This is a genomic window from Vibrio sp. 1151_11 (assembly GCF_029478525.1).
GTDB lineage: Bacteria > Pseudomonadota > Gammaproteobacteria > Enterobacterales > Vibrionaceae > Vibrio > Vibrio anguillarum.
In genome coordinates this window covers 45,069-70,864 of sequence record NZ_SHMN01000004.1, presented here as the reverse complement: position 1 = coordinate 70,864, position 25,796 = coordinate 45,069, and the positions used below count along the sequence as shown (strand labels likewise).

Below are 25,796 nucleotides of genomic sequence, written 5' to 3'. Positions count from 1 at the left end.
GTGACATTAATCCAAGAAAAATATAACAAAGTGATAGGTTTCATCATAAAAATGAGCCCCCAATAGGAGGCTCATTTTATTTTGAGATTGCAGAGGTAGTACTGGGTAATATCTTAACGCTCAGTCGTTTGTCTGCTTGTAAATATTGATTAGCAACATGACGCAGATCATTCGTGCTCACTTGATTGATGGCGTGACGAACCTCCTGCCAACGACTATAGCGATGCGGATAAGTTTGAGTTAACGATGCGACATCAAGCCAAAATACATTCTTTTCTGGCAGACTATCTAACCATTGTAGAAGCGGTTGTTTCGCTCGTTGCAACATATCAGCATCAATGCCATGATCAGCTTTCACTCGAGACAATACCGCATCGAAACTCTCTTCCACTAATTTAAGTTGCGTTGTGTCTGTCACACTGAACAGCCCCAAATAACCAAATCCTGTGGGAAGAAAATCATTGCTGCTAAATGGGTAAGGTGAGTAACTCGCGCCAGCCTTTTCTCTCACTTCTTCCGTCAACAAAATACTGAGAACCTCTTCAAGCAGCATCAGTTTTGCGTAGTGTTCGGCATTCACCTTATCAGTCGTTGGCCACAGCCAAGCCAGTGCCGCGGCATTGGCTGAACCTTGATGCTCAACAATATGTGAAGCAGGCAATGATGGAAACTCAACGCGCTCAACTTGCAGCTCTTTTTCTGGATGACGCGGCAAAGCGCCCAGTGTTTTAGCAACCGATCGAATCGTTTTCTCTTCGTCAAGATCACCCACAATGGCAATTTCTAAAAGGCCTTTATCTACCGCCGAGGCAAACACTGGAACTAATTCTGAAAAATGACGCTTTAACAGTTCCTCGTCATGGCTACGAAATCGTGGGTCGTCAGGGTGCAATAATTCAGGTAACACCGTCCAAAATGCCTCTTCTGGCGTCGTGTTCTGGCTGTTACTCGCTGCCAGTACTCGTTGACGAAATTGGTTCATCCCCTCTTCTCGCCAGCCCGGGCTCGTTAAAAATGCCGTTTGCAGTGCTAACTGTTGGTCAAGCGACGCTTGATTGGTGAAATCCTGACTCGCAAAACCAAGCGTTCCGACATTGAACCCCGTCGTCACATTGGCAGCAGAAAAGAGATGAATTAACTGCTGAAACGAATGCTGCTCTAACCCACCAGCAACAAAGCCATCATTAAACAGTGCCTGAATTCCCTCTTTTCTAGGTAATGGATATTCGCCAAAACCTAATGAAAGATTGAGGTAGATGACGTTTTTCTCTAACTCGGTTGGCTTGATGTTGAGCTTAACGCCATTGGCAAATTTCAACATCCGAATCCCCGTTTCGGGATCTCGCTTGTCGTGAACGAGCGTGCCCGCCTCACCAAATTCACGGTAGGCAAATGCCTCGACCGATGATATTTGATAAGGCTCTACTGGCTGTTTTTGGCTTTGTTCATATACATCGAGTAGCGTTTGATTGATTTTCTCAACCTTGTATGGCCCAGAAAGATAAATCCACGGCTTACCTTGCCAACGTTCTGTAAGCAGGTCGTGCAATCGAGCGGCGGTGATTTGAGGTTGATAAGCTTCAAAAAGAGCAAGCGCGAACGTCGGTTCAATCGGGACAAATTGCTGAGCATCACTTGTCACTAGGCCTTGCGCAATCGAAAAACTATGCAAAGTATCGCTACTTGCTGCTCTTTGCTGATAATCAGCATGTATTGCCTTGATCGCTTGATCAATTTCGTTCTGATTAAAGCCGTATCGAATCGCTTGTCGCACCGTCTGTTCAAGTAATGTCAGCCCATGCCGCCACTGCTCGGGCAAGGTTACCAGTGACAATTCCATCCGTGATGCGATACCGAAATCTTGTTCAATATGAACAAAAACATTCGTTATCCCCTCTTGGTCTATCAGATGGGGAAGTAACCGTTGGTAGAGTAAGTTCGACAATATTGATTCAAGGATCATTTCATGGCGACTTTCAACGCTATCTGCTTGTCGCTCTTGTGGTGCAATCACACCAAGCGAAATTTGGGTCGGCAAGCGAGCATCAAAGAAAACATCGGCTTGCAAGTGTGTCCTTACTGCAGGCAACATCAAATGGTCAGCCCGTAGCGGTACTGCATCCCGGTGAGGTACCCAGTTAGAAAAAAGTCGTTTGATCTGCTCTTCGGCCTGAGCAACATCAAGGTCTCCCACCACAATGATCGTGGTACGTTCTGGCGTGTAAAAACGTTGATAAAGTGAACGTAACTGCTCTGAGCTAGCATGTTTTACTACATCGAGATCACCAATTGGCAAACGTTTTGACAAAGGGCTCCTCGGATATAAGAAGCTCAGCTGTTGACGATAATTCTCAACATCAGCGGAATTTCTCTCTTTCCATTCCGCCACAACAACCGGTTTTTCTTGCTCCAACGCCTTTGGTTCAAGCTTAAGGCGATCCGCAATCTCTCTCATAAGCCACAAACCAGTTGCTACTTTTTGTGAGTCTCCTTGAGCAATATTGAACTCATACACGGTTTGATTGAATTGAGTCACCGCATTGGTATCGGATCCAAAACTTAATCCTAAGCGTTCAAGTTGGCGAATCATCTCCCCTTCGGCTACAGAGTCCGAACCTTTAAACGCCATGTGTTCTAAAAGATGCATCAAGCCTTGTTCTTGATCTGACTCGACTAAAGAACCACCCGCAATGCGCATACGCATAATGACAGCATGAGCAGGTGTCGTGTTATGGACTAATTGGTACCTTAAGCCGTTTTCAAGCTGACCTTCGTGAATGCGATGACTTTTAGGTAACTCCGTCGATAGTGAACTGGCCGATATGACAAGCAGCAATAATAAGCTCAATGGGTGAAAAAATAGAATATTACGCAAATTAAGATTCTCAGTATGTATGGAACGACACTCATTCGAATTGAGCGCTTATTATTGCCCTTTTATTGGATTTATAAATACATCAAGACAATTCCATACAAAACAGTACAATATTTTCAACATCATGCAATGGTGATCAAACGCGTACCACGCCCCCTTGAATATCAGCTTGGCTGGCTTATATTGCTCTACAAAAACTTTGTGCAATAACGTAGCCAAATCACAAGAAAACACAGTATTATCACTCCTTATTCCACATACTTCGTGGAGATCATAAACGGAATAATTATGGAAAATATCGTCGAAAAACTACTCTATTCAGCGCGCTGGATTATGGCGCCTATTTATTTGGGGTTAAGTTTAGTGCTGCTGGCATTAGGCATTAAATTTTTCCAAGAAGTGTTTCATCTGTTACCTAACATCTTGAGCACCGATGAAGTCAGCCTGATTTTAGTGACACTTTCTTTGATTGATATTTCATTGGTTGGTGGGTTGATTGTGATGGTGATGTTTTCAGGCTATGAGAATTTTGTCTCAAAAATTGATATCGCCGAAGAGGATGATAAGCTCGGCTGGCTCGGAAAATTAGACACAGGATCGTTGAAAAATAAGGTTTCGGCATCGATTGTCGCCATCTCCTCAATTCATTTGCTGAAAGTCTTCATGAACACTGAAAATATCGACAGTGAAAAAATCAAGTGGTACTTACTGCTGCACATTACCTTTGTCTTATCGGCCTTTGCGATGGGTTATTTAGATAAAATCACCAAAAAATAGCCGCAAGCCCTGTATACACAGGGCTATTCGTTCACACTATCGATCATGTGGGTTACATATCATTGCTATGCCAATGCACTAGCATCATTTTATTAATAAGAAAAACGACTTATCTGGCACAGTGAGCAGCTTTGTTACGATGCTAAATACCATCGATGCCAATGGTAAATAGACTGAGCTTATTTTGAACGATTGACCAACAGTAACAGCAAGAAATAGCTCCCACCGAGAATCGCCACCAGCGTGCCAGCCGCAATTTGCATCGGATAAACGATCACCTGTCCGAGCCAATCCGCCCACAACATTAATGATGCACCGACTAAACTTGCCACCAGCAGTTGGGTTTTACTTTGCTGCGCGCCTAGCATCATTGCCATGTGTGGCGCAATCAAACCCACAAACGACACTGGCCCCATCGTCGCCGTCACCAGCGCACATAACAGCGCCACAATGGTCAATAAAATCAAACTGGTGCTTTGCGCATTAACGCCGCGTGCACTGGCAAAGCTACGGCCAATCGAGATTAAAGTCAGCCAACGCGACAGCGCGATGGTGGCTGCGGCCAGCAACAGCACCAACACGGCCAACAACAGCGCTTGGTCTGGCGTAACGCGATAGGTTGAGCCTGCCAACCACTGTAAAATTCGATAGCTGTCTTCTGACCCTTTAGCCAAACAAAATTGCACTAAGGATTCAAGCAGTGCGGTGATGGCTATCCCGGTTAAAATCAAACTCGACGCGGCGTATTGATGGCGCTTACCCAGCACAACTAATGCCGCCAACACCAGCAAACTACCCAACAACGCTGTCACCCAATGGGCGGCTAACAAGCTTTGACCTAAAAAGAGATTGGCAAACACCAACGCAAACGTCGCCCCTGACGAGACCCCTAAAATATCTGGGCTGGCTAACGGGTTGTATATCAAACGTTGCAAAATGCTACCTGCTAGGGCAAGACCAATACCGGCACACAATGCGGTGAGCATGCGCGGCCAGCGTAATGACCACTGATAGCTGCTTGGCAGCGCCAATTGCCAACTGAGTTCGTTCATTTGAAACAACGTATGCAACCCAAGTGCTGCCAGCATCATTAGCAACAACCCCAATAGTGCGACACGGCTTAATGATGCGCGCGACTGAGGCAGTGAGATAGTCAATGTATCTTGCGCCTTGAGCTGACGGCGACTAAACCAGATCAATGCGGGCGCGCCAATCGCCGCGGCTGTGATACCGCTGGCGATGACTTGCGTAGTCCATAGGCTCAACCACATTGCGAGCATATCGGTTAATAAAAGCAGTAACGCGCCAAGCAGTAAGCTCGAATAGAGCTCTTGTTTGGGCGTTCTTGCCCCCATAGCACGGGCGATGTTTGGCGTGAGTAGCCCGATAAAACTGATGACGCCCACCGCTGTAATCGAGGCTGAAACCAACCAAATCCCGAGCACCATTAAGATTAAAAATGCAGGAATGACAGGCAGACCACGAGCCGCAGCACCTTGATGACCTAAACGCAATAACGTCAGAACCCTTGGCGCAAACAGTAAAATCAATAAGGAGACCGATAACCGCGGCAGCAACCACTGCACCCAATCCCAGCCATTTTGCGCCAGATCGCCCGCGCCCCACATGAAGACGTTTTTGGCGTATTGTTCATTGAGTAGAATCAGTGCCGTCGCAATCGCGCCAAGTAGCAGGTTCACCACCATGCCTGCCACAATCAACGGCAAGCCCGTCATGTTACGCACGCCCGCAATCACCACGATCAACGCAAATGCGAGCAAAGCACCACTCATTGCCGCCAACGCACTGTAACTGGCAACTAGGCTTGGAAAACCAATGTTGAGAATAATCAGCGCCAGCCAAGCTCCAGATGAGGTGCCCAGCGTCAATGGTGAAGTGAGGTTATTCTGCGTCAGTTGTTGCATCACACTGCCGACCAAACCCAACATCGCGCCCACCAGCAGCGTCATCACCAAACGGGGCAATTGACCATATAGGAAATTGAACTCAGCAAAAGAGCTCGCTTCACGTTGCGCCCACAACAGTTGCCATTGCGTGACTAGATCAACGCCATTGCCAATTTGCACACTGAGCATCGCCGCAAGCAGCAGCGCACTACTCAGTACGAGAAACACTTTTCCGTTCATGACTTAGGCGCAACCTCAAGCAAACTGCGTGTCAGCGCTTCTGCAATGTATTGTAGTGACATCGCACCGCCGTAGTTCCAGACACTCTCAACCGAGTTCACTCGCGCTTGACGCACAAACGGCATCGCTTGCCAAAGCATTGATTTTTCTAGCTGTGCTTGCTGGGCAAATGGCAAGAAATAGAGCACATAACCTTGCTCAACATACTGCAGATCCGTTAACCGATGTTGCACAATCCCCCACTCTTTGGCGGGCTGAGGCAGCGCTTCATTCAAGCCCAATTGCTTTAACACATAATGAGTGGTGGAGTTTTCACCGTAAAGGAACACCGAGGTTGGATTAGCAAAACGCATCGCCACCACCGCGGGTGTTTGATGAGAAAATGCGATGTCAATTTGTGCTTTTAACTGCGCAAAACGTTCCGTCATTGTGGTCAGTTTTTGCTCAGCGAGCGTTTGCTTGTCAAAGAGCTGCGCTAATTGGTGAAAATGGTCAATCGCGACTGCGCCACTGTCATCACTGGCTTGAAAATTAGAGAAATAGAGCACCGGAGCAATGCGCTCTAACGGTGTGATTAAATCTTGCTGCGGCGCAGCGGCGAGAATGAGATCTGGTTGCAGTGCAGCAATTTTTTCCAAATTGGGTTCAACGCGCGTGCCGATATCTTCTACCCCTTGCGGCACTTGCGGTTTGACAACCCACTCTTGATAACTGGCAAGCTCTGGCGCGCCAACGGGTGTGATACCCAGTTCAATCACTTGCTCAAGTAAATCCCAATTGAGCACCACCACACGTTGTGGCCGCTGCTGTAGAGTTTGCTCTCCGCGGCTGTCGTGTACGGTCAATGGCGCGCTAAAAGCGACACTCGAAAAAACAGAGAGTAAGCCAGCAACCAGCCAGCGCTTTACAAGGTTTAAGCACATACAATCGCGACCTTATGCGTATGAGAATCTGAATTGGACATTGGGTGATCCAGCAGTTGGATCGGCGTTTGATAAAGCGCCGATAAACGTGCTTCATCGGCCAATAAAGAGGCATCGCCTTCAAAAGCAACCTTGCCCTGCTTGAGCGCGACAATGTGGGTCGCGTAACGTAGCGCAAGGTTCAGATCATGCAAAATGACGATAATTCCGCAGCCTTGTGTTTGGTTTAATTGCGCAAGCAGAGCCATTAACTGATATTGGTGCTGCACATCTAACGCCGAGGTTGGCTCATCTAAAATCAGCACCGGAGACTGCTGCGCCAACAGCATCGCCACCCAAGCGCGTTGCCTTTCACCGCCAGACAATTCATCTGCCAAGGTATAGGCAAATTCAGTGACGCCAGTTTGGGCGATCGCTTGATCGATGATCACTTCATCCTGATTTTGCCAGCGACCAAAAGGACCACGCCACGGAAAACGCCCAAGGCGTACTAACTCTCGTACCGTTAACCCCGCTGAAGTTGGCAATTTTTGTGGCAAAAACGCCACCGCTTTAGCCAGCGCTCTGGCGCTGAGCTCGGCAATCGGCTGCTGGTTAAGTAACACGTCACCACGGTCAGGTGCTTGCTGACCAGAAATCAAACTCACCAGCGTGGATTTACCAGAGCCATTATGGCCGAGTACCACAGTCAACTCTGTGGTGGGAATATTCAGTGATTCAATGGATAAAATGCTTCGCCCACCGCGTACCACTTGAACATTTGATAAGGTAAACATCACTCTCCCCCAAAAATCGAACCACCTAAAACACACATCCCCGCCAGCGCGGGAATGTTCAAAAACCGTCAAGCTCACCTTCAACGAAGGTGAGTTCATGCTGACTTACCAGCGGTAATTCACGCTTGCCACCATACGGCGTGATTCGCCGTAATAGCAGGTTCCGAAATCACAACCAGCAAGGGACTCGTCATCCAAAATATTATTGAGGTTAACCTGCACATCCCACTGTGTATTGATGGCGTAGCTTGCCATTGCATCCCACAGCATATAAGCAGGCACCTTTTTATCGAGCGAGGCATCCACAGACGTTCCGGTATAACGCACGCCAGAGCCCAACGTCAGCCCCTCAATCCCAAGGCCTGCAAAATCATAGCTCGCCCAACCTGTCGCTAAGTGGCGCGGAATCATCGACTTGCGCTTCTGGCTCGTTCCTTCACCCGTATGAGCATCGAGATAGGTGTAGCTGGCATTCAGCATCAGATTCTCTGTCACAGCCATGCGAGCTTCCACTTCGAACCCTTGCGTATTGGTTTTTGTGCCCGATTGACTGGTGGTTAACGCGCCATTGCTGCCGACGGTAGAGGCGGTTGCGTTTTTCTGATCGATATCAAACCACGCCAGATTGACATAGCCATCGAGCCAGCTTGGCATGTATTTCACACCCACCTCGGTTTGGTTGCTCTCAACGGGTTTGTAGAGTTTGTTGGTGGTGAAATCTAAGCTGCTGATCACATAGAAAGATTCTGAGTAGCTCACATAAGGTGACAAACCGTTATCGGCTAAATAGATCAAACCGCTGTTTAATGACAGTTGGCCATCATCAAGCTCATCTTTATTCAAACCTTTGCTTTCAACATCAATTTTGTCGTAGCGGCCACCTAAATTCAGAACCCATTTCTGTTGCCACTTCGTTTGATATTGCGCGTACACACCCAGTTGCTGTTTGACAATCTCATTGTCATACAAGCTGCTTGAGAGATCAGGCACATTGCCGTAGGTCGGATTAAGGCTGTTGATCACGCCCACCTGTGAACCAGTGCCATTACCCAGCCATTTATTTTGGTGATACTGAATGTCAAACCCGGTCAGTAAGCGGTGCTCAAATTGGCTACTTTGCCATTGTGCTTGGGCGTTGTTATCTAAGGTTACGCTGTGTGAATCGCCATCATTGATCAAGGTATAACGTGCCAATGTGTATGGGTCGCTGTCTTGCCAAGCATTTTGATAGGCCGAAGAGCTTCGCAGGTACAGATCAACATAGGCGTAGTTGAAGTTTTGCTTGAGGCTCCAAGTGTCGTTCAGTTGATGAGAGAGTTGGTAGCCGAACGACAATTGTGTTTTATCGAAATCATCGTGATCCGGCTCGCCAAAGTTGCGGTTAGGCGCAATCGTCTCACCATTGGGCAGCGCCACTAATGTGCCATCGCTTGGGAAGAAACCGTTTTGTGGCACGCCGTTATCTTTCAAGAAAGTGGCCATCAGCGTTAGCGTGGTTTGATCTGATAAATCGATAGCGTAGCTTGGCGCAACATAAACGCGCTGGCTCTCAATGCCATCCAATTCACCCTCTTTTTGATTAACCATCGCCACCAAGCGGTAGCGCTGGCTGCCATCTTGGTTGGCCCAATCGGCAATATCGACACCCAACTGCTGGTAATTTTTATTCCCCACCGACAGAGATACGGAATGCTGCGCGCCATCAGCCGGCTTTTTCTGCACCACGTTGGCAATACCGCCCGGCATGGACTCACCATACAGCACAGAAGACGGGCCCTTCACCAATTCAACTCGCTCTAAACCAAAGGGTTCAACCGTCCAAGCAAAGAAACCTTCTTTATAAAGACGGTTACCATCGAGATAGACACTCGGCTCAAAACCACGCACAAACATCCACTCGGCGTCGTTATCCGCGCCATAAGGTGAGGTGTACCCCGGCGTATAGCGCAATGCTTCATCCAGTTTTTGTACGTTATGCTGGTCCAGTTCATCACGTTCAATGACAGTGACCGACTTTGCAGTTTCTTGTGTCGGGGTATCGACTTTCAATGCCGATGCCGTTACCACGATCGTGTCTAAAACTGGTGGCGGTGTTTGCTCAGCTTGTGCCGTAGCCGAAACCATGAACAGACAAGGTAATGCGCTGATTTTTAATATGTTGTGAATTGCTGTCCCCAGCAAGCTTGGGCGAATGAGATCCATTAAAGGATACCTCCTGCTTTAATTAGTTTGAGAAACGTTTTTATTATCATTATTATTGCCCGTCATTTTACTGATAAATTCAATATTTAACAGATAAAAATAAGAATGAATCTCACTCGCACATCACCATAAGTTGATCACCTATGTTTCAATGGTTTGAAAATCTCACGACGGCGTTTCCTAAAGAAGAGCCGCAACAACCGCCTAACTCCTTATTAGCCTTCTGCCGTCATTACACGCGGGGTTTTGAAGTACCGTTATTGGTCATGTCACTGCTCAGTGCTTGTGTGGCGATTGCCGAAGTCACCCTCATTCGCTATATGGGTGAATTGGTTGATATGCTTGGCAGCCAACAACGTGCCACATTCTGGGCTGATCAAAGTGACCGCTTGTGGGTAATGGCCGCGCTGGTGGTGGTCATTATGCCGCTGCTGGCTTTCTTCCACTCCATGATCATGCACCAAACGCTACTGGGTAATTACCCGATGTCGATACGTTGGATGATCCACCGCTACTTACTCAAACAGAGCGTCAGTTTTTTCCAACGCGATTTCGCGGGGCGGATCGCCACCAAAGTGATGCAAAGCTCCCTCGCCGTGCGAGAAACAGTGATGAAACTGGTCGATGTACTGGTTTACATCGCGGTCTACTTCGTCTCGATGATTTGGATGATGGGCGAATCTGACCGCATCTTGATGATCCCGATTCTGATTTGGCTCGTGGCCTACATCATCATTCAATTGTATTTCATTCCCAAGATGAAAAAAGTGGCGACCGATCAAGCCGATGCTCGCTCAACTATGACGGGCAGCATAGTCGACAGTTACACCAACATTGCCACCGTGAAACTGTTTTCCCATTCACAGCGAGAAATGCAGTACGCCAAAAGCAGCATGAAACGGTTTTTGAACACCGTGTACCAACAGATGCGCATGGTGACGTGCCTGTTGTGGAGTGTTGACGCCATCAACTATTTACTGCTGTTTTCTATCGCCGCTTTATCAATCAATTTGTGGCTCGATGCCTCAGTGACTGTCGGTGTCATTGCGATTGCGATTAGCATTGCGCTGCGCGTACAAGGCATGTCGAAATGGATCATGTGGGAAGTGAGCGCACTATTTGAAAATATCGGTACTGTGGTGGATGGAATGAATACCTTGTCGCAACCAGTGACCGTAACGGATGTAGCCAATGCGCTGCCGCTACAAGTAACGCAAGGGCAAATCAGCTTCCATAACGTTCACTTTCACTATGGACAAGAGAACACTGTGTTTGAAGCGCTTAACTTTGAGTTAAAAGCGGGCGAAAAAGTGGGGTTAGTGGGTCGTTCGGGCGCGGGTAAATCCACACTGGTTAACTTGCTGCTGCGATTTTACGATTTGAATGGCGGCAAAATCTGCATTGATGGGCAAGATATTTCGCAGGTCAGCCAAGATTCACTGCGCCAACACATTGGTATGATCACGCAAGATACTTCGCTGTTGCACCGCTCAATCCGCGACAACATTCTCTATGGCAACCCAGAGGCCGGGGAAGAGGCGCTGATAGAAGCAAGCCGTCAAGCGCATGCTCATGATTTTATCGCGCAGTTGCAGGATGAGAATGGCAACCTTGGCTACGATGTTCAAGTGGGAGAACGCGGTGTCAAACTCTCTGGCGGCCAACGCCAACGCATTGCGATTGCCAGAGTGCTATTAAAAAATGCGCCGATTCTGATCATGGATGAAGCCACCTCGGCCCTAGATTCAGAAGTGGAAGCGGCTATTCAAGAAAATTTTGAAACGCTGATGGAAAACAAAACCGTGATCGCCATTGCGCACCGTTTATCAACCATTGCCGCCATGGATCGCTTAATTGTGCTGGATGAAGGACGAATCATTGAACAAGGCTCACACCAAGAGTTGCTGCAACAACAAGGCGTTTATGCTCAGCTATGGGCGCATCAAACGGGTGGGTTTATAGGCGAACTTGCGTAGTGGATGCTCTTTAGGCCAAAGAAAAGGCCTTTAGACACATCCAACAGAGAAAGAAGATGTGCTAAAGGCCGCGCTATTTCACCCAATACCCTCACTTGACCGAGTTTGGGTATTTTGCATACCATACATAGGGGGGGGTGGTGAATTAGCTTAAATCGACATCTTTGCAGCCAAAAAAGTAGGTCGCGAGAAAGCCAACAGTGTAGGAGATTAAAAGACCGCCAACAAACACCATCATCCCAGCAAAAATTCCTTGCTCGGAAGTCATCAATGGAATGGCGACAATGCCTGACGGGCCAAACACCGTATTTAATCCTACTGGCAAACCAAGGTAAGAAACTAAGCCGACAAAGAAACCGCCCGCCGCCCCACCAATGCAAGCGGTGACAAACGGTTTAACCCGCGGCAAGGTTACGCCATAAATCAGTGGTTCGCCAATCCCCAAAATACCGGGAATGATCGCCCCTTTCACTTGCGTGCGCAGCAACGCATCTTTATTCGCTTTGAAATAGAGTGCCAGCGAAGCGCCCACTTGGCCGCCGCCCGCCATCGCCAAAATAGGAAACAGAGAGTTAAACCCTTGTACATCCATCAGCGCAAAATAGACTGGCACAAACCCTTGGTGAATACCAAACACCACCGAAATTAAGAACAAACCCGACAGTAACGCCGCGCCCAACGGGTTATCATTGAGGTTCAAAAACAACCATGACATGCCTTTAAACAGCTCACCACCAATCGGCATGATCACCAAGAAAGTCACCGCGCCCATGATGAGTAACGTCACCACAGAGGTTAAGATCATATCCAAATCATCAGGCATGTATTGGCGCACTTTACGTTCTACTTGCGCGCCCAAAATAGAGGCCAATAGTACCCCGATGATGTTGCCGCGTGGGTCAATGGCGAAGCCAAAGAATTCACTCATACCCGAGTAGATACCCGTTGTCGCCTCTGGGTTGTACCCCAGCACAAACAGCGAAGCTAAAATGGCACCATTAACACCCGAGCCACCGAAAGCTTGCTGCGCGTTATAACCAATTAAAATACTCAAGAAAGCAAATAGCCCTTTACCAAACACTTTCATATAAGTAATGAGATCGAGCATAAACTGGCTAGGCGATTGATCGATAACGAACATTTGCTCCAGCAAAGTGGCAAAACCAAGCAACAAACCCGCAGCAATGAAACCGGGGATCAGCGGCGTAAAAATGGTCGCAAATTTGCTTAAAAAACGTTGTACGCCGCTGGTCTGTTTACTCTTCATCTGCTTTTTCTGCTCAGCAGCAATCGCGGATAGATCGGCAGTTACGGCCATATCCGTCTCAGCACCGTCACCGTTGGCGATCATCTCATTCATCATATCGGCCGCCGTTTGCGCTTTGCCCGGGCCTAAAATGATCTGCAGTTGTTGGTCACTCTCCACCACGCCCATTACGCCGGGAAGGGTTTTCAGCAGAGCCTGATCGGCCAATGCCGTATTATTTAATGTTAAACGTAAGCGCGTCATGCAGTTACCACACTTACCGATATTGCCACTACCACCGACTGCACTAAGCAGCTTGGCGATCATATTTGAGGTTATTTTTGCCATTGGGACATCCTTGGATAGATCCAGTCGGGTTATTGATCATTCAGTGCCGCGCGAATAAAACCATTATGCTTGGCCAGTTTTTGCGTCGCTTGCTCGGCGCTTAGCCCCGCAAGAATCATTACAATGGCGGTTTTGCAGTGACGATGGCAGGCGCTCAGTGCTTGTTCTGCTTCCTCTTTACTGCAACCTGTCGCTTCGACCACAATGTTATTTTGGCGCTGAATCAACTTAGCGTTGGTCGCCTCGACATCGACCATGAGGTTGCCAAACACTTTACCGCAACGAATCATCGCGCCGCTGGTTAACATGTTAAGCACCAGTTTTTGCGCCGTACCCGCTTTCATACGTGAAGAGCCCGTGACCACTTCCGCGCCCACCACTGGCACAATGGCAATGTCAGCCGCGTGCTGCATCGCGCAATCTGGGTTGCACACTACTGCCACAACCGTTGCACCCAGTGATTTAGCGTAAGCCATGCCGCCTAGCGCATAGGGTGTGCGACCACTGGCGGCGATACCCACCACCACATCATTGCGGGTCAAATTAATATTTTTCAGATCGCTTTGCCCAAGCTCAACATTGTCTTCGGCATTTTCAACCGCTTTAAGAATCGCTGGGTGTCCGCCCGCAATAAGCCCAACCACTTGTTTAGGATCAGAGCCGTAGGTGGGTGGGCACTCGCTAGCATCTAAAATCCCCAAGCGACCGGAGGTTCCCGCTCCCATGTAGATCAAACGTCCACCCGCTTGAAATGCCAAGGTAATGGCATCCACCGCTTGCGCTATCTGCGGTAAGGTTTTTTCAACCGCTAACGCGACCAGTTGATCTTCACGGTTAATGACTTGCAACATCTCTAAGGTGGAAAGGGTGTCAATGTCAGCACTGGCAGGGTTGCGGCTTTCGGTAACCAACTGGGTTAGGTCTAGGTTCATCGTCTATTTCTCGGTTTGAATTCGGAACTGAGGGCGATTCTATGGAATAAAATATTCCACTTTAGTGACAAAAATCACAACAAAGGTTATTCTTTGACCAGTCATTACATGGAATAATGGCCTACAATGCACCGACATCTTTTAAGCCTCTGAACAAAAGGCTAGTTAATACAAGCCACTACACTAATGTTCGTTATTTTAAATTTGGAATAATTTATTCTAAAAAATACAAGGATCGCGCATGTCTGTGATGCATAAAATCGTCAGCCGCCGCACTCAACTCTCTCGCAGTGAATTACAAATCGCCGATTGGATCATCGCTCATCCAGAAAAAGCCGCGCTCGCCACCAGCCAAGCATTGGCCGAACACGCAAAAGTCAGCCAATCGAGCATTGTCAAATTTACCCAGAAAATTGGCTTTAGGGGCTACAGTGAGTTTAAGTTAGCGCTGGCCGAAGAGCTTGGCCGTAAATTGGCGTTTCAGACCACGCCACTGCACAGCAATATTCTGGCTGACGACCCACTGGCGGTGATCGCACAAAAATTGGTGCAAGCGAAAACAGAGGCGATGTTTCACACCACCAACGCGCTTTCATTTCCCCATTTCAACCAAGCAGTACAGTGGATAAACCTCGCCAGCCGCGTGCAAATCATCGGTATCGGCGGCTCGGCGCTCACCGCAAAAGATTTGGCTTTTAAGCTCCTAAAATTAGGCATCACCGCGCTGACAGAACAAGATAGCCACGTACAAATCGCCACCGCACGCACGCTGGGTGCGCAAGATGTTCAAATTGTGATTTCATTTTCAGGAGAGAGAAAAGAGATTTTGATTGCCGCCGAAGCGGCCAAGCAGCAAGGAGCAAGCGTTATCGCGCTCACCTCTCCGAAGAAAAATCGATTACGTGAATTAGCCGATCTCTCTTTTGATACGATTGCCGATGAAAGTGAACATCGCAGCTCATCCATCGCCTCTCGCACCGCGCAGAACGTTCTAACCGACCTGTTGTTTATTACTCTTGTACAGCAAAGAGACGAGTCGGCGCGTCAATTGATCCAAGACATTTCATCTGATATTCGTCAAATCTTTTAACGGAACTAATCGCTCTCTTCAATGCAGTGCATGCGATGAAAAACGCGATGAATGATCGGCGCAAATAGGGTGGCCAATGAAACGAAAAAGACCGTTTCGATAAATAAGCTGTAAAAGGCTAAAAAGAGATGCAAGCTCGGCGCAAGATGCAGATTGATTATCGGGTAGGGAAGTTCGAGACCACTGACCATCGAAAGCGCATTCAACCACGCTTGCGCCGCCGGGAGATCTGCTAGGTAGACAAAACCCACCACTCCGGGAATGAGGCCAGTCAACAGCAGTAACGCAGCGATCGCCGCATAGCGTAAGCAGCGCCATGTAAAACGCTCAACGGAGATAACTTCTTGATGAATCGATTCAAATTTCACGCCAGCCTCCTTGATGTTTGCCTCATCATAAGCAATGGCGGCTTAATAATGAAGGACCAAAAGGCGGATATGCAGAGTTGATCTACACGCTTAGAAACCTCGCGCTAATAATTGCGCGAGAAACGCCAGCTCTTCTTGGCTCTCTTTGATGGCAAGTGCTTCAAGCCAAACCGACTCGCTGTAATGCTCGGCTTTGAGAAAAAGTAAGCAACCTTCAAAATCAATCAACCATGAGTGAATGTCCGCATCCCACTGTTTTTCTACCACTGTAGCCGAAAGCTGCTTGACCAAACGCTCGCCTAGTGCAGGAAAAGTATCGACGTCAAAACGCGGTGTACTCAGGACGAGTCGCCCTTCATCTTGTAAATTGTGTGCTAAACCGAACTCAGCCATGGTGGGTTAAGTGCTCCTGAATCAGGTCTAAAAATGGGTCGGCGTATTTTTCAAGCTTGCGTTGCCCAACACCATTAACGGCCAACATTTCTCCGTACGAAGTGGGCAATATTTCCGCCATATCAATTAAGGTCGCATCACTAAAGACCACGTAAGGCGGTAGGCCATCTTCATCAGCAATCGATTTACGCAATTTACGCAATTTGGCAAACAGTGGTTTGTCGTAGTTTTTGTTGGATAACTTATCTGATTTCGCCGCGCGAGCGGCTGTGTCTAAGCGTGGAATAGCTAACTCTAATGGCATTTCTCCACGCAACAGCGGCCGCGCCTCTTCCGTCAACTGCAAGGTCGAATTGCGAGTAATGTTTTGCTGCAACAACCCTTTATGGATCAACTGACGGAAAATACTCACCCAATAATCATGGCTATGATCGCGACCAATGCCGTAAGTCGTGAGCTTGTCGTGGCCATTTTCACGAATACGGATATTTTGCATACCGCGCATCACTTCCACCACATAACCAATACCGAAACTTTGGTTGACGCGATAAACGCACGATAATGCTTTTTGCGCCTCTTGCGTGGCATCGAAATGCTTGGGGGGATCAAGGCAGATATCGCAGTTGCCGCAAGGTTTGTCTCGATATTCACCAAAATAATTGAGCAACACTTGGCGGCGACAAGTTTGTGCTTCAGCAAAAGCGCTCATCGCGCCCAACTTATGGCTTTCCACCTGCTTTTGTGGCCCTTCCGGCTTCTCATCTAACATTCGACGCAGCCAACTGATGTCGGCCGGATCATAGAGCATCATCGCTTCGGCTGGCAAACCGTCTCGCCCTGCGCGTCCGGTCTCTTGATAGTAAGATTCGATGTTGCGCGGAATATCAAAATGCACCACAAAACGCACGTTGGGTTTATTAATCCCCATTCCAAATGCGACGGTAGCAACCACTATCTGAATGTCATCGCGCTGAAATGCTTCTTGCACATAAGCGCGCTCATCGGCGTCCATACCCGCATGGTAACTGGCCGCTCGTAAATGGTTGTTGCACAGTTTCTCTGTCAGCATTTCTACTTTTTTGCGACTGCCACAGTAAATGATGCCGCAATGTCCTCTTTGCGTATCAAGATAGCGGATCACCTGTGAAACCGGTTTGTGCTTTTCGACCAAGGTATAGCGGATATTAGGACGATCAAAGCTGCCCAGATAGACATGCGGTTCTTGCAACTGCAAACGGTGCAAAATATCTACGCGCGTGGCGTCATCGGCCGTTGCCGTCAGTGCCATAAAAGGCACGTGTGAAAAATGCTGTTTAAGTTGGCCTAACGCCGCATACTCAGGGCGAAAATCGTGCCCCCATTGAGAAATACAGTGTGCTTCATCCACGGCAATCATCGCCAATGGCAACTGCTGCAAGCGTTCGATGAAATCGGGCATCAAAACGCGCTCAGGCGACGCGTAAATCAGCTTCAGTTGCCCTGCATTCATCCGGTTATACACCGACATCAGCATCTCACGTGACATACTTGAATTAATACACTCAGCCGCGACACCGTTGGCTTTGAGCTGATCCACTTGGTCTTTCATCAACGAAATGAGCGGCGAGATGACTAAAGTGATGCCCTCTTTGACTAACGCAGGGATCTGATAACAGAGCGATTTCCCCCCACCCGTTGGCATGATAACTAAGCTATCTTGCCCCGCTAACGAAGCGTCAATCACCTCTTGCTGGCCGACACGAAACGACTGATAACCGAACACAGTCTGTAAAATACTGTGCGGTGTCTCAGGTTGAGGATCGGTTTGTTGAGCCATTAACGTTGCAGTCATGAAATTTCCAAGGGTGAACAAAAGGGGTAGAGCAACCGCTATACCGCAAAGCGTCTTATTGTAGTGGGGTTCGATGGTGAATAAAACCGCAAAATGTAGCGGTAAAGCGAATCACTTGATCCTCGGCCATTATTCGCCACTCAAACTCCCGAGTAGGCGGTTGATTAACAAAGCTGCAACTTACTTGAGGAACAGTATATACTGTCGAATCGTTTCGCTGGCTCAGCACTTCACTCCTTTGAGAATTCATCATGACCGCAGAAGAACAACAACGCTCCAGACAAGGCGTTTTACTCGCTATTGGTGCTTACACTATGTGGGGCATCGCACCGATCTATTTTAAAGCAATCAACAATGTTCCTGCACTTGAGATCCTCACTCACCGCGTAGTGTGGTCGTTTTTCTTGTTAGCAGCATTGCTTCATTTTGGCCGCAACTGGCGTAGTGTACGCAGTGTGATTACTCATAAATCAAAGATGATCTATCTAATGACCACCGCTTGTCTGGTTGCGGTGAACTGGTTAATTTTCATCTGGGCAATCAATGCTAATCATATGTTAGATGCCAGTTTAGGTTATTACATTAACCCACTGCTCAATGTGGTGCTCGGCATGCTTTTTCTTGGTGAGCGATTACGCAAACTGCAGTGGGTCGCGGTGGCGCTAGCCACCATTGGTGTCGCCATTCAGTTAATTGTGTTTGGTTCGATTCCTGTGGTCGCCATCGCTTTGGCGACCACTTTTGGCTTGTATGGCTTACTGCGTAAAAAAGTGGCGGTTGATGCCCAAACAGGTTTGTTTATCGAAACCTTGGTAATGTTACCCGCGGCGTTGATTTATCTGTTGTTTATCGCCAGCTCGCCAACTTCAGATATGGCGCTCAATCCGCTTAACCTCAACCTACTGCTGATCGCAGCTGGCGTCATCACGACCTTGCCTTTGCTTTGTTTCACAGGAGCAGCAACGCGTTTAAAACTTTCAACGCTGGGTTTCTTCCAATACATCGGCCCAAGCTTGATGTTTTTGCTCGCTGTCTTGGTTTACGGTGAAGCCTTTTCTAGTGATAAAGCCATTACTTTTGCCTTTATTTGGGCTGCATTGTTGCTGTTCAGTTTTGATGGTTTAAAAACAGGCCGAACCGCGCGACGCGCTCAACGGGCATCCGTTTAATTAGGATTGTTTATTCCCCTCGTTCGTCAAAGCGATCGAGGGCTCTGTGATCATTTTTTACAAGACAGTGGCGACATGGCTGGCTAAGCTTGCATTATTCAACCCTAAATTTTGGTCTCTATGGATAAAGTGAGCTACAGCCAAACGGCCTATCCTGCGATCGGTCTGATTGATGCAGACTATCGTCAGTTTGCGTTTGATCGCCACTACCATCTTGATATTCATATTGGCCTTATCACTCAAGGAACGCAGCGCTTCTACCACCAAGGCGCTTGGCATCAGGTACAACGGGGCGGTGTAGTTCTGATGTCGCCAGATGAACTGCACGATGGGCAAGCGCACAATGGCTCTGGCTACCAAGTGCAAGTGTTTGCCATTGAGCCCACTTGGCTACAGCAAACCTTAGAAGCCAAGCAGATTGAACAAGTGCTGGGTTTTGAGCAGTTAATAGTCGATGACGCGCCACTTTTTTGCTCACTGCTGCAACTTCATCACACCATGAAGCAGGATAAACTCAGTCAACTCGCTAAAGATTGCTTACCCTACCAAGGGTTCACACCTTTACTTGAACGCTATAGCCACTTGAAACTGCCGGTGGTTAAACCGCTTGGCCAGCGCAACCTCGCTACGCTGAAAGAGTGGGTACTCAGTCAACTCGACCAACCAATCCGCCTTGAACAACTCGCTCAGCTTTGCCAGCTTTCACCCACTCAGTTTCAGCGCCATTTCAAGGCGCAAACGGGCATCACACCTTATGCGTGGTTATTGCGTTTACGTTTAGAGCAAGCGATGAAATTGTTGAAAACCGGCACCTCTAGCACTGAAGTCGCCTATCAAGTCGGTTTTTATGATCAAGCCCATTTCAGTAAGGCGTTCAAAGCAACCTTTGGCCTGCCACCCTCCGCCATCAATCGCACACTTTACTAACCAAACTGTCAGAAATTTACAAGGCAAGCACGTTTTCTCCACGCATACTCACCGTAAAACATGAGGAGAATACATGAACGAACTTTCCATATTGGCCACATTGGCTGGCGTACATTTTATGGCATTACTAAGCCCCGGCCCAGATGTGGCACTGGTGGTACAAAATGCCACCCGTTACGGTCGCAGAACCGGAGTTTTTATTGCGCTAGGGTTATCATGTGGCATTGTCATTCACTCACTGCTGAGCCTCACAGGGATAAGCTATTTGGTGCATCAACAACCCGCACTGTTTGCGATGGTGCAACTGGCCGGCGGGGGGTATTTATTCTATTTAGGCTTGGGCGCACTCAAATCCATCTACACCACCTGGCGATCGCCACAAGCTGTCGGAGTCAACAATGAGCGCGACAAGCTGATCGAAAATCAACGCCAAGCCTTTTCCCGCGGTTTTATCACCAATATTTTTAATCCAAAAGCTTTGGTCTTTTTTATCAGCTTAATGTCGAGTTTAGTGCCTGTGGGGATGTCCTTTTCAGGCAAAGGTATCGCCTTGCTGATTCTTTGGGGGCTCTCTTTTATGTGGTTCTCAACCTTGGCGTGGATGCTCTCCACCGCCCGCCTACAAAAACGTTTGCAATCACTCACTGTGTATATTGATGCGGTATGTGGCATCATTTTTACGCTCATCGGTGGGCTTATTTTATTGCAAGCGCTGCTTAGCCTTAGCCATTGATGCAGCGATTCGCGCCCATTTTTGTGCGAGATCTCTTACAAACGAGTGAGCAAATATCGCTTTTTAAGTAGGAAAATCAACACCAAAAAACTTAACCAGTTGATTTTAAATGAAATAATAATTAGCTAGAGAAACCCTTTGCGAAAAAAGCGTTTCTCTAGCATTGCCGATAAATTAGAGATGGGTAATATGAACCTTGTCGGAAGGATTCTGACACGGAACAGGAAAGCACCACGGATTGGTCATCTTCAGGATGAAGAGACGACTGCTCAGGATGAATGGTCGGCACGGAAAGCAAATTGGACATTGAATGGACGCAATAGTAGCTAGGATGGTTACTACTAAGGAAAGACAATGGACACCTCTGGACGAGGCAAGGACTGAACATCAGGATGATGTAAAGGACACCGCTCAAGGAACAAGTGAAGCGCGCTAACGTGGATGGTTAGCAGACTAGGAAGTCACCAAGGACACCGCTAGGAAGGCGAAGAACGGATTAAGCTGACGGAATTCAGCCACTATCATGGATTTGATGCATGGAGCACTTTCGTAGCTGGATTGCTGCAAGTAAGACTATAACCCCGCAGGGCGCAAGCCCTCGGGGTTTTTCTTTTCTCGTAAATCTTACACTTTCTCTAGCTTGGCATAAGCAGTCACTAGCCATTTAATGCCTTCACCGTTAAAAGCGACTTGCACTCGACTTTGCGGGCCACTACCTTCGAAATTAATGATGGTGCCTTCACCAAAAATAGGGTGTTTCACGCGTGCGCCCAAGCTAAAGCCCGTCTCGTTAAAGTTCTCTTTGACCGCTGTTTGACTAAAACGCCCGGCACTGCTTGGTCGGCTCACTTGCGCTTTCATGCGCACTTCATCAAGGCAGTTTTCTGGCAGCTCACGGATAAAGCGTGACGGCTTATGGTATTTATCCTGACCGTATAAACGGCGAATTTCAGCGTAAGTAATGTAGAGCTTTTGCATGGCGCGCGTCATTCCGACGTAACACAAACGGCGCTCCTCTTCCAATCGCCCCGCTTCTTCGGCCGACATTTGGCTGGGGAACATACCCTCTTCAACGCCAACCATAAACACCAACGGGAACTCTAACCCTTTCGCGCTGTGCAGTGTCATTAACTGTACGGCATCATCAAACTCGTCAGCCTGCCCTTCGCCCGCTTCCAGCGCTGCGTGGGTTAAAAAGGCCGTCAACATGCTCATCTCATCCGCTTCTTCTGGCTTTTCAAATTGGCGTGTTGCGGTGACTAGCTCTTCCAAGTTTTCAATTCTGGCTTTAGACTTTTCACCCTTTTCAAGCTGATACATCTCAAACAAGCCAGAGGTTTTGATTACATGGTCGGTTTGACTGTGTAACGGCATCTCAGCGCTATCATCTTCAAGGGCATTGACCAGCTCAATAAACCGGCTTAATGCGCTTGCCGCACGTCCTGTGAGCACTTTTTCTTCCAACAGCACAAGGCTCGCTTGCCACAAGGTACAACCGCGATCTCGCGCCGCAAAACGAATGGTTTCCAGCGTTTTATCACCCAAGCCACGCGGTGGCGTATTTACGACTCGCTCAAAGGCCGAATCATCATTGCGGTTAGACATCAAACGCAAGTAACTTAACGCATCTTTGATCTCTTGGCGCTCGAAGAAGCGCATGCCGCCGTAGATACGGTAGGGCAAGCCTGCTTGAATCAAGGCTTCTTCCAAAACACGAGATTGGGCGTTGTTGCGATAAAGCATCGCACAATCCTCTAATGCGCCACCTTTATCTCGCCACTCTTTGATTTTATTGACGGTAAAACGCGCCTCATCAAGATCGTTGTAGGCCGAATAGATAGAAATTGGCTCGCCTTCGCTGCCATCTGTCCAGAGCTCTTTACCCATTCGCTCGGTGTTGTTCGCGATCAGTGCGTTCGAGGCTTGCAAAATGGTTTTGGTTGAACGGTAGTTTTGCTCTAAACGAATGGTATTAACGCTCGGAAATTCCTGCGTGAATTTGTCGAGGTTTTCAATTTTGGCACCACGCCAGCCATAAATGGACTGATCATCATCACCGACGATCATCACGTGGCAATCGCGCCCAGCCATCATGCGCAGCCACGCGTATTGGATGTTATTGGTGTCTTGAAATTCGTCGACCAAGATGTGTTTAAAGCGCGCTTGATAATGTTCACGAATGTGCTGCTTATCACGCAACATCTCGTGGCAACGCAGCAAAATTTCGGCAAAATCAACCAAACCTGCGCGATCGCACGCCTCTTGGTACGCGGAATAAAGCTGCAAATAGGTTTGAGTCACGGGATCGCGGTATGCATCGATGTGCTTCGGACGAAGACCTTCATCTTTTTTACCGTTAATCCACCAGCACACCTGGCGCGTAGGCCACTGCTTCTCATCTAGGTTTTGTGCTTTGATTAAGCGACGCAGCAAACGCAGTTGATCTTCAGAATCGAGGATCTGAAAATCCTCAGGCAGGCGAGCGTCAAGATAGTGAGCGCGTAAAATACGGTGGCAAATACCGTGGAAGGTGCCATTCCACATACCCGATGCACTGCCCATCATCAACTCTTCAATTCGGCCACGCATTTCCGCCGCCGCCTTGTTGGTAAAAGTCACCGACATCACTGAAAAAGGCGAGGCGTTTTCAACCGAGATAAGCCAAGCAATGCGATGCACCAATACTCGGGTTTTACCACTCCCCGCTCCGGCAAGCACCAGCAAGTTTTCTAAAGGCGCAGCAACCGCTTCGCGCTGTTTATCGTTGAGACCGTCGAGTAAGAGAGAAGGATCCATCATGGCTAAGCTACTGGTTATTTATACATAATTGCCCAGATTATAACCTCAAATCGCGGCAAGATGCTCGTCTCTATCACATTTTTCTGGGCATTCAAAAATGAAAAGCCCACCGCAAAGGTGGGCTAATTCGAGCTTCATCGCATTTTAAGCGCGTGACTACGCGGCGATCCCCGCATGACGCAGCAACGCATCAATTTGCGGCTCGCGGCCTCTAAAGCGTTTAAATAGCTCCATCGGCTCTTCACTACCACCCATTTCAAGGATGTTGTTCAAGAAACTTTGCCCAGTCTGTGGGTTAAAAATTCCCTCTTCCTCAAAGCGAGAAAACGCATCCGCCGAAAGCACTTCTGCCCATAAGTAGCTGTAGTAACCTGCGCTGTAACCGCCAGCAAAGATGTGGCTAAAGCTGTGTGAGAAACGGTTCCATTCAAGGCTTGGTAACACGGCCACTTTCTTTTTCACTTGGGCGAGAGTTTCCAACACTTGCGGCCCTACTTCAGGATCGTAAGTGGTGTGCAAGGTGAAATCGAACAAACCAAATTCAAGTTGGCGCAAAATAAACATCGCTGACTGGAAGTTTTTCGCCGCGAGCATTTTATCGAGCATTTCTTTCGGTAGCGGTTCACCCGTTTCGTAATGACCTGAAATAAACGCTAACGCCTCTTCTTCCCAGCACCAATTTTCAAGGAACTGACTTGGCAGTTCAACCGCATCCCACGGTACACCGTTGATGCCAGATACCGCACCCACTTCAACTTGAGTCAACATGTGGTGGATCCCGTGTCCAAACTCATGGAACAAAGTGACCACTTCATCATGAGTAAATAACGCAGGTTTATCACCGATTGGGCGATTAAAGTTACAGGTCAAATAAGCCACTGGTGTTTGTAGCTCGCCATTTTGAGTGATACGGCGGCCACGGCAATCATCCATCCACGCGCCGCCACGCTTATGTTCGCGTGCATACAGGTCGAGATAGAAGCTGCCACGCAGTGATCCTTTCGCATCAAAAATATCGAAAAAACGCACCGATGGATGCCAAGTATCAACCCCAGAGCGCTCTTTGACGCTCATGCCAAATACGCGGTTGAGCACTTCAAATAGGCCGCTCACCACTTTCGACTCTGGGAAATAAGGGCGCAGCTCTTCATCTGAAATATCAAACAAGTGCTGTTTCTGTTTTTCGCTGTAGTAAGCGATATCCCATAACTCTAGCGTGGTCACGCCAAACTCTTGCTGCGCAAATTGACGCAACTCTTCTACTTCACGCTCACCTTGCGGTTTCACTTTGGTGGCTAAATCATTTAAAAACCCTAACACTTGATCGGGCGTTTGCGCCATTTTGGTCGCTAGTGATTTTTCACTATAGGTATTAAAACCGAGCATACGGGCTATTTCATGACGCAGTTTGAGCTTCTCAGCGATGATTTCGCTGTTATCCCACTTGCCCGCATTTGGCCCGCGATCCGAGGCACGCGTAACATACGCTTCATAAAGCTCTTTGCGCAGAGCTTGGTTATCACAATAAGTCATCACTGGCAGATAAGAAGGAATGTCGAGTGTTAATAAATAACCATCGAGCTCTTTGGCTTGCGCCGCCGCTTGTGCAGCTGCCAACGCCGATTCTGGCATACCCGCTAATTGATTGGCGTCGGTAATGTGCTTGGTCCAGCCCATCGTGGCATCCAGTACGTTATTAGAGAACTTAGAACCCAACTCAGATTGACGTTTACTGATCTCGCCGTACCGTTTTTGCTCTGCCAATGGCAAGCCGATACCCGATAGCTCAAAATCACGCAGTGCATCATTGATGGTTTTTTGCTGCGCTTGAGAGAGCGAGGAAAAAGTATCGCTGGCTTTCATGCTCTTATAGGCTTCAAACAGGCCTTTATGTTGCCCAACCCAAGTGCCGTATTCAGACAGCAGCGGCAAACAGCTTTCGTACGCATCACGCAGTTCATCGCTATTGAGCACGGAATTAAGGTGGCTCACTGGCGACCAAATGCGGCTTAAGCGATCATCCACCTCTTCAATGGGTGCAATCAAGTTTTCCCATGTTGGGGTGCTATTGCCAGCAAGGCGTTTTTCAATTTCGGTGCGGCAATCTTCTATCGCTTTCTCAACCGCAGGCTTCACATGCTCTGGCTTAATGGCGGAAAACGGCGGTAAATCCGTGAAAGTGAGAAGTGGATTAGACATAAAACATTCCTTTTAAGTTAAGACGCGCCTGCACGTTGATGCATTTCTCTGCAACAGTCACTGATTGTTTCACGGCAACCGTCGA

The 25,796-nt window shown here is 48.1% G+C and carries 18 protein-coding genes; 6 read left to right on the top strand and 12 right to left on the bottom strand.

The window, feature by feature from the left end; genetic code table 11:
- Positions 1 to 76: 76 nt before the first annotated feature.
- A complete protein-coding gene (locus EXZ60_RS04650; RefSeq protein WP_277435362.1) occupies positions 77 to 2,875 on the bottom strand; it encodes an insulinase family protein in 2,799 nt (932 codons plus the stop codon).
- Positions 2,876 to 3,163: 288 nt separating this feature from the next.
- Here EXZ60_RS04650 and EXZ60_RS04645 point away from each other — a divergent pair, with 288 nt between their 5' ends.
- On the top strand, positions 3,164 to 3,652 hold the full coding sequence (locus tag EXZ60_RS04645; protein ID WP_017045929.1) for a TIGR00645 family protein: 489 nt from the start codon (positions 3,164 to 3,166) through the stop codon (positions 3,650 to 3,652).
- Positions 3,653 to 3,831: 179 nt separating this feature from the next.
- On the opposite strand, the gene fhuB is transcribed toward EXZ60_RS04645, so the two are convergent.
- The 4 genes from fhuB to EXZ60_RS04625 form a co-directional block, all read right to left on the bottom strand.
- Positions 3,832 to 5,799, bottom strand: coding sequence for a Fe(3+)-hydroxamate ABC transporter permease FhuB (gene fhuB, locus EXZ60_RS04640; protein WP_277435361.1), 1,968 nt, complete (start codon positions 5,797 to 5,799; stop codon positions 3,832 to 3,834).
- On the bottom strand, positions 5,796 to 6,722 hold the full coding sequence (locus EXZ60_RS04635) for an iron-siderophore ABC transporter substrate-binding protein (protein ID WP_277435360.1): 927 nt from the start codon (positions 6,720 to 6,722) through the stop codon (positions 5,796 to 5,798). Before EXZ60_RS04635 ends, fhuB begins: the two co-directional genes overlap by 4 nt.
- Positions 6,713 to 7,498 (bottom strand): ABC transporter ATP-binding protein, encoded by a 786-nt coding sequence (locus tag EXZ60_RS04630; RefSeq protein WP_026028190.1) that lies wholly within the window; start codon positions 7,496 to 7,498, stop codon positions 6,713 to 6,715. The genes EXZ60_RS04635 and EXZ60_RS04630 overlap by 10 nt, the downstream gene beginning before the upstream one ends.
- Positions 7,499 to 7,603: 105 nt before the next feature.
- Positions 7,604 to 9,700, bottom strand: a complete 2,097-nt coding sequence (locus tag EXZ60_RS04625; RefSeq protein ID WP_277435359.1) for a TonB-dependent siderophore receptor — start codon at positions 9,698 to 9,700, stop codon at positions 7,604 to 7,606.
- A gap of 143 nt (positions 9,701 to 9,843) precedes the next feature.
- Between EXZ60_RS04625 and EXZ60_RS04620 the strand changes: the two genes are divergently transcribed.
- Positions 9,844 to 11,676: an ABC transporter ATP-binding protein gene (locus EXZ60_RS04620; protein WP_277435358.1), complete on the top strand. Its 1,833-nt coding sequence runs from the start codon at positions 9,844 to 9,846 to the stop codon at positions 11,674 to 11,676.
- Positions 11,677 to 11,821: 145 nt separating this feature from the next.
- On the opposite strand, the gene murP is transcribed toward EXZ60_RS04620, so the two are convergent.
- On the bottom strand, positions 11,822 to 13,270 hold the full coding sequence (murP, locus tag EXZ60_RS04615; RefSeq protein WP_019281275.1) for a PTS N-acetylmuramic acid transporter subunit IIBC: 1,449 nt from the start codon (positions 13,268 to 13,270) through the stop codon (positions 11,822 to 11,824).
- Between the two features lie 29 nt (positions 13,271 to 13,299).
- Complete coding sequence (gene murQ, locus EXZ60_RS04610; RefSeq protein ID WP_017043039.1) at positions 13,300 to 14,202, bottom strand: N-acetylmuramic acid 6-phosphate etherase; 903 nt, start codon at positions 14,200 to 14,202, stop codon at positions 13,300 to 13,302.
- 241 nt (positions 14,203 to 14,443) lie between these two features.
- Here murQ and EXZ60_RS04605 point away from each other — a divergent pair, with 241 nt between their 5' ends.
- Positions 14,444 to 15,292, top strand: a complete 849-nt coding sequence (locus EXZ60_RS04605) for a MurR/RpiR family transcriptional regulator (protein ID WP_277435357.1) — start codon at positions 14,444 to 14,446, stop codon at positions 15,290 to 15,292.
- Positions 15,293 to 15,297: 5 nt separating this feature from the next.
- Here EXZ60_RS04605 and EXZ60_RS04600 read toward each other — a convergent pair whose 3' ends face one another.
- The 3 genes from EXZ60_RS04600 to recQ form a co-directional block, all read right to left on the bottom strand.
- Positions 15,298 to 15,660 (bottom strand): hypothetical protein, encoded by a 363-nt coding sequence (locus tag EXZ60_RS04600; protein WP_017043038.1) that lies wholly within the window; start codon positions 15,658 to 15,660, stop codon positions 15,298 to 15,300.
- Positions 15,661 to 15,750: 90 nt separating this feature from the next.
- Positions 15,751 to 16,053: a DUF3630 family protein gene (locus EXZ60_RS04595; RefSeq protein WP_277435356.1), complete on the bottom strand. Its 303-nt coding sequence runs from the start codon at positions 16,051 to 16,053 to the stop codon at positions 15,751 to 15,753.
- The gene (recQ, locus tag EXZ60_RS04590) at positions 16,046 to 17,884 is read right to left on the bottom strand and encodes an ATP-dependent DNA helicase RecQ (RefSeq protein ID WP_064626057.1); all 1,839 of its coding nucleotides are present in this window, start codon (positions 17,882 to 17,884) and stop codon (positions 16,046 to 16,048) included. The genes EXZ60_RS04595 and recQ overlap by 8 nt, the downstream gene beginning before the upstream one ends.
- Positions 17,885 to 18,135: 251 nt before the next feature.
- Here recQ and rarD point away from each other — a divergent pair, with 251 nt between their 5' ends.
- The 3 genes from rarD (at position 18,136) to EXZ60_RS04575 (ending at position 20,713) form a co-directional block, all read left to right on the top strand.
- Entirely contained in the window at positions 18,136 to 19,053 is a 918-nt protein-coding gene (gene rarD, locus EXZ60_RS04585; protein ID WP_013855691.1) for an EamA family transporter RarD, read from the top strand.
- Between the two features lie 120 nt (positions 19,054 to 19,173).
- Positions 19,174 to 19,980, top strand: coding sequence for an AraC family transcriptional regulator (locus EXZ60_RS04580; RefSeq protein WP_277435355.1), 807 nt, complete (start codon positions 19,174 to 19,176; stop codon positions 19,978 to 19,980).
- 73 nt (positions 19,981 to 20,053) lie between these two features.
- On the top strand, positions 20,054 to 20,713 hold the full coding sequence (locus EXZ60_RS04575) for a LysE family translocator (protein ID WP_277435354.1): 660 nt from the start codon (positions 20,054 to 20,056) through the stop codon (positions 20,711 to 20,713).
- A 624-nt stretch (positions 20,714 to 21,337) separates the two neighbouring features.
- On the opposite strand, the gene uvrD is transcribed toward EXZ60_RS04575, so the two are convergent.
- Both uvrD and prlC read right to left on the bottom strand, forming a co-directional pair.
- Positions 21,338 to 23,512, bottom strand: coding sequence for a DNA helicase II (uvrD, locus tag EXZ60_RS04570; protein ID WP_277435353.1), 2,175 nt, complete (start codon positions 23,510 to 23,512; stop codon positions 21,338 to 21,340).
- A gap of 156 nt (positions 23,513 to 23,668) precedes the next feature.
- Positions 23,669 to 25,711, bottom strand: a complete 2,043-nt coding sequence (prlC, locus tag EXZ60_RS04565; protein WP_013855686.1) for an oligopeptidase A — start codon at positions 25,709 to 25,711, stop codon at positions 23,669 to 23,671.
- Positions 25,712 to 25,796 lie beyond the last annotated feature (85 nt).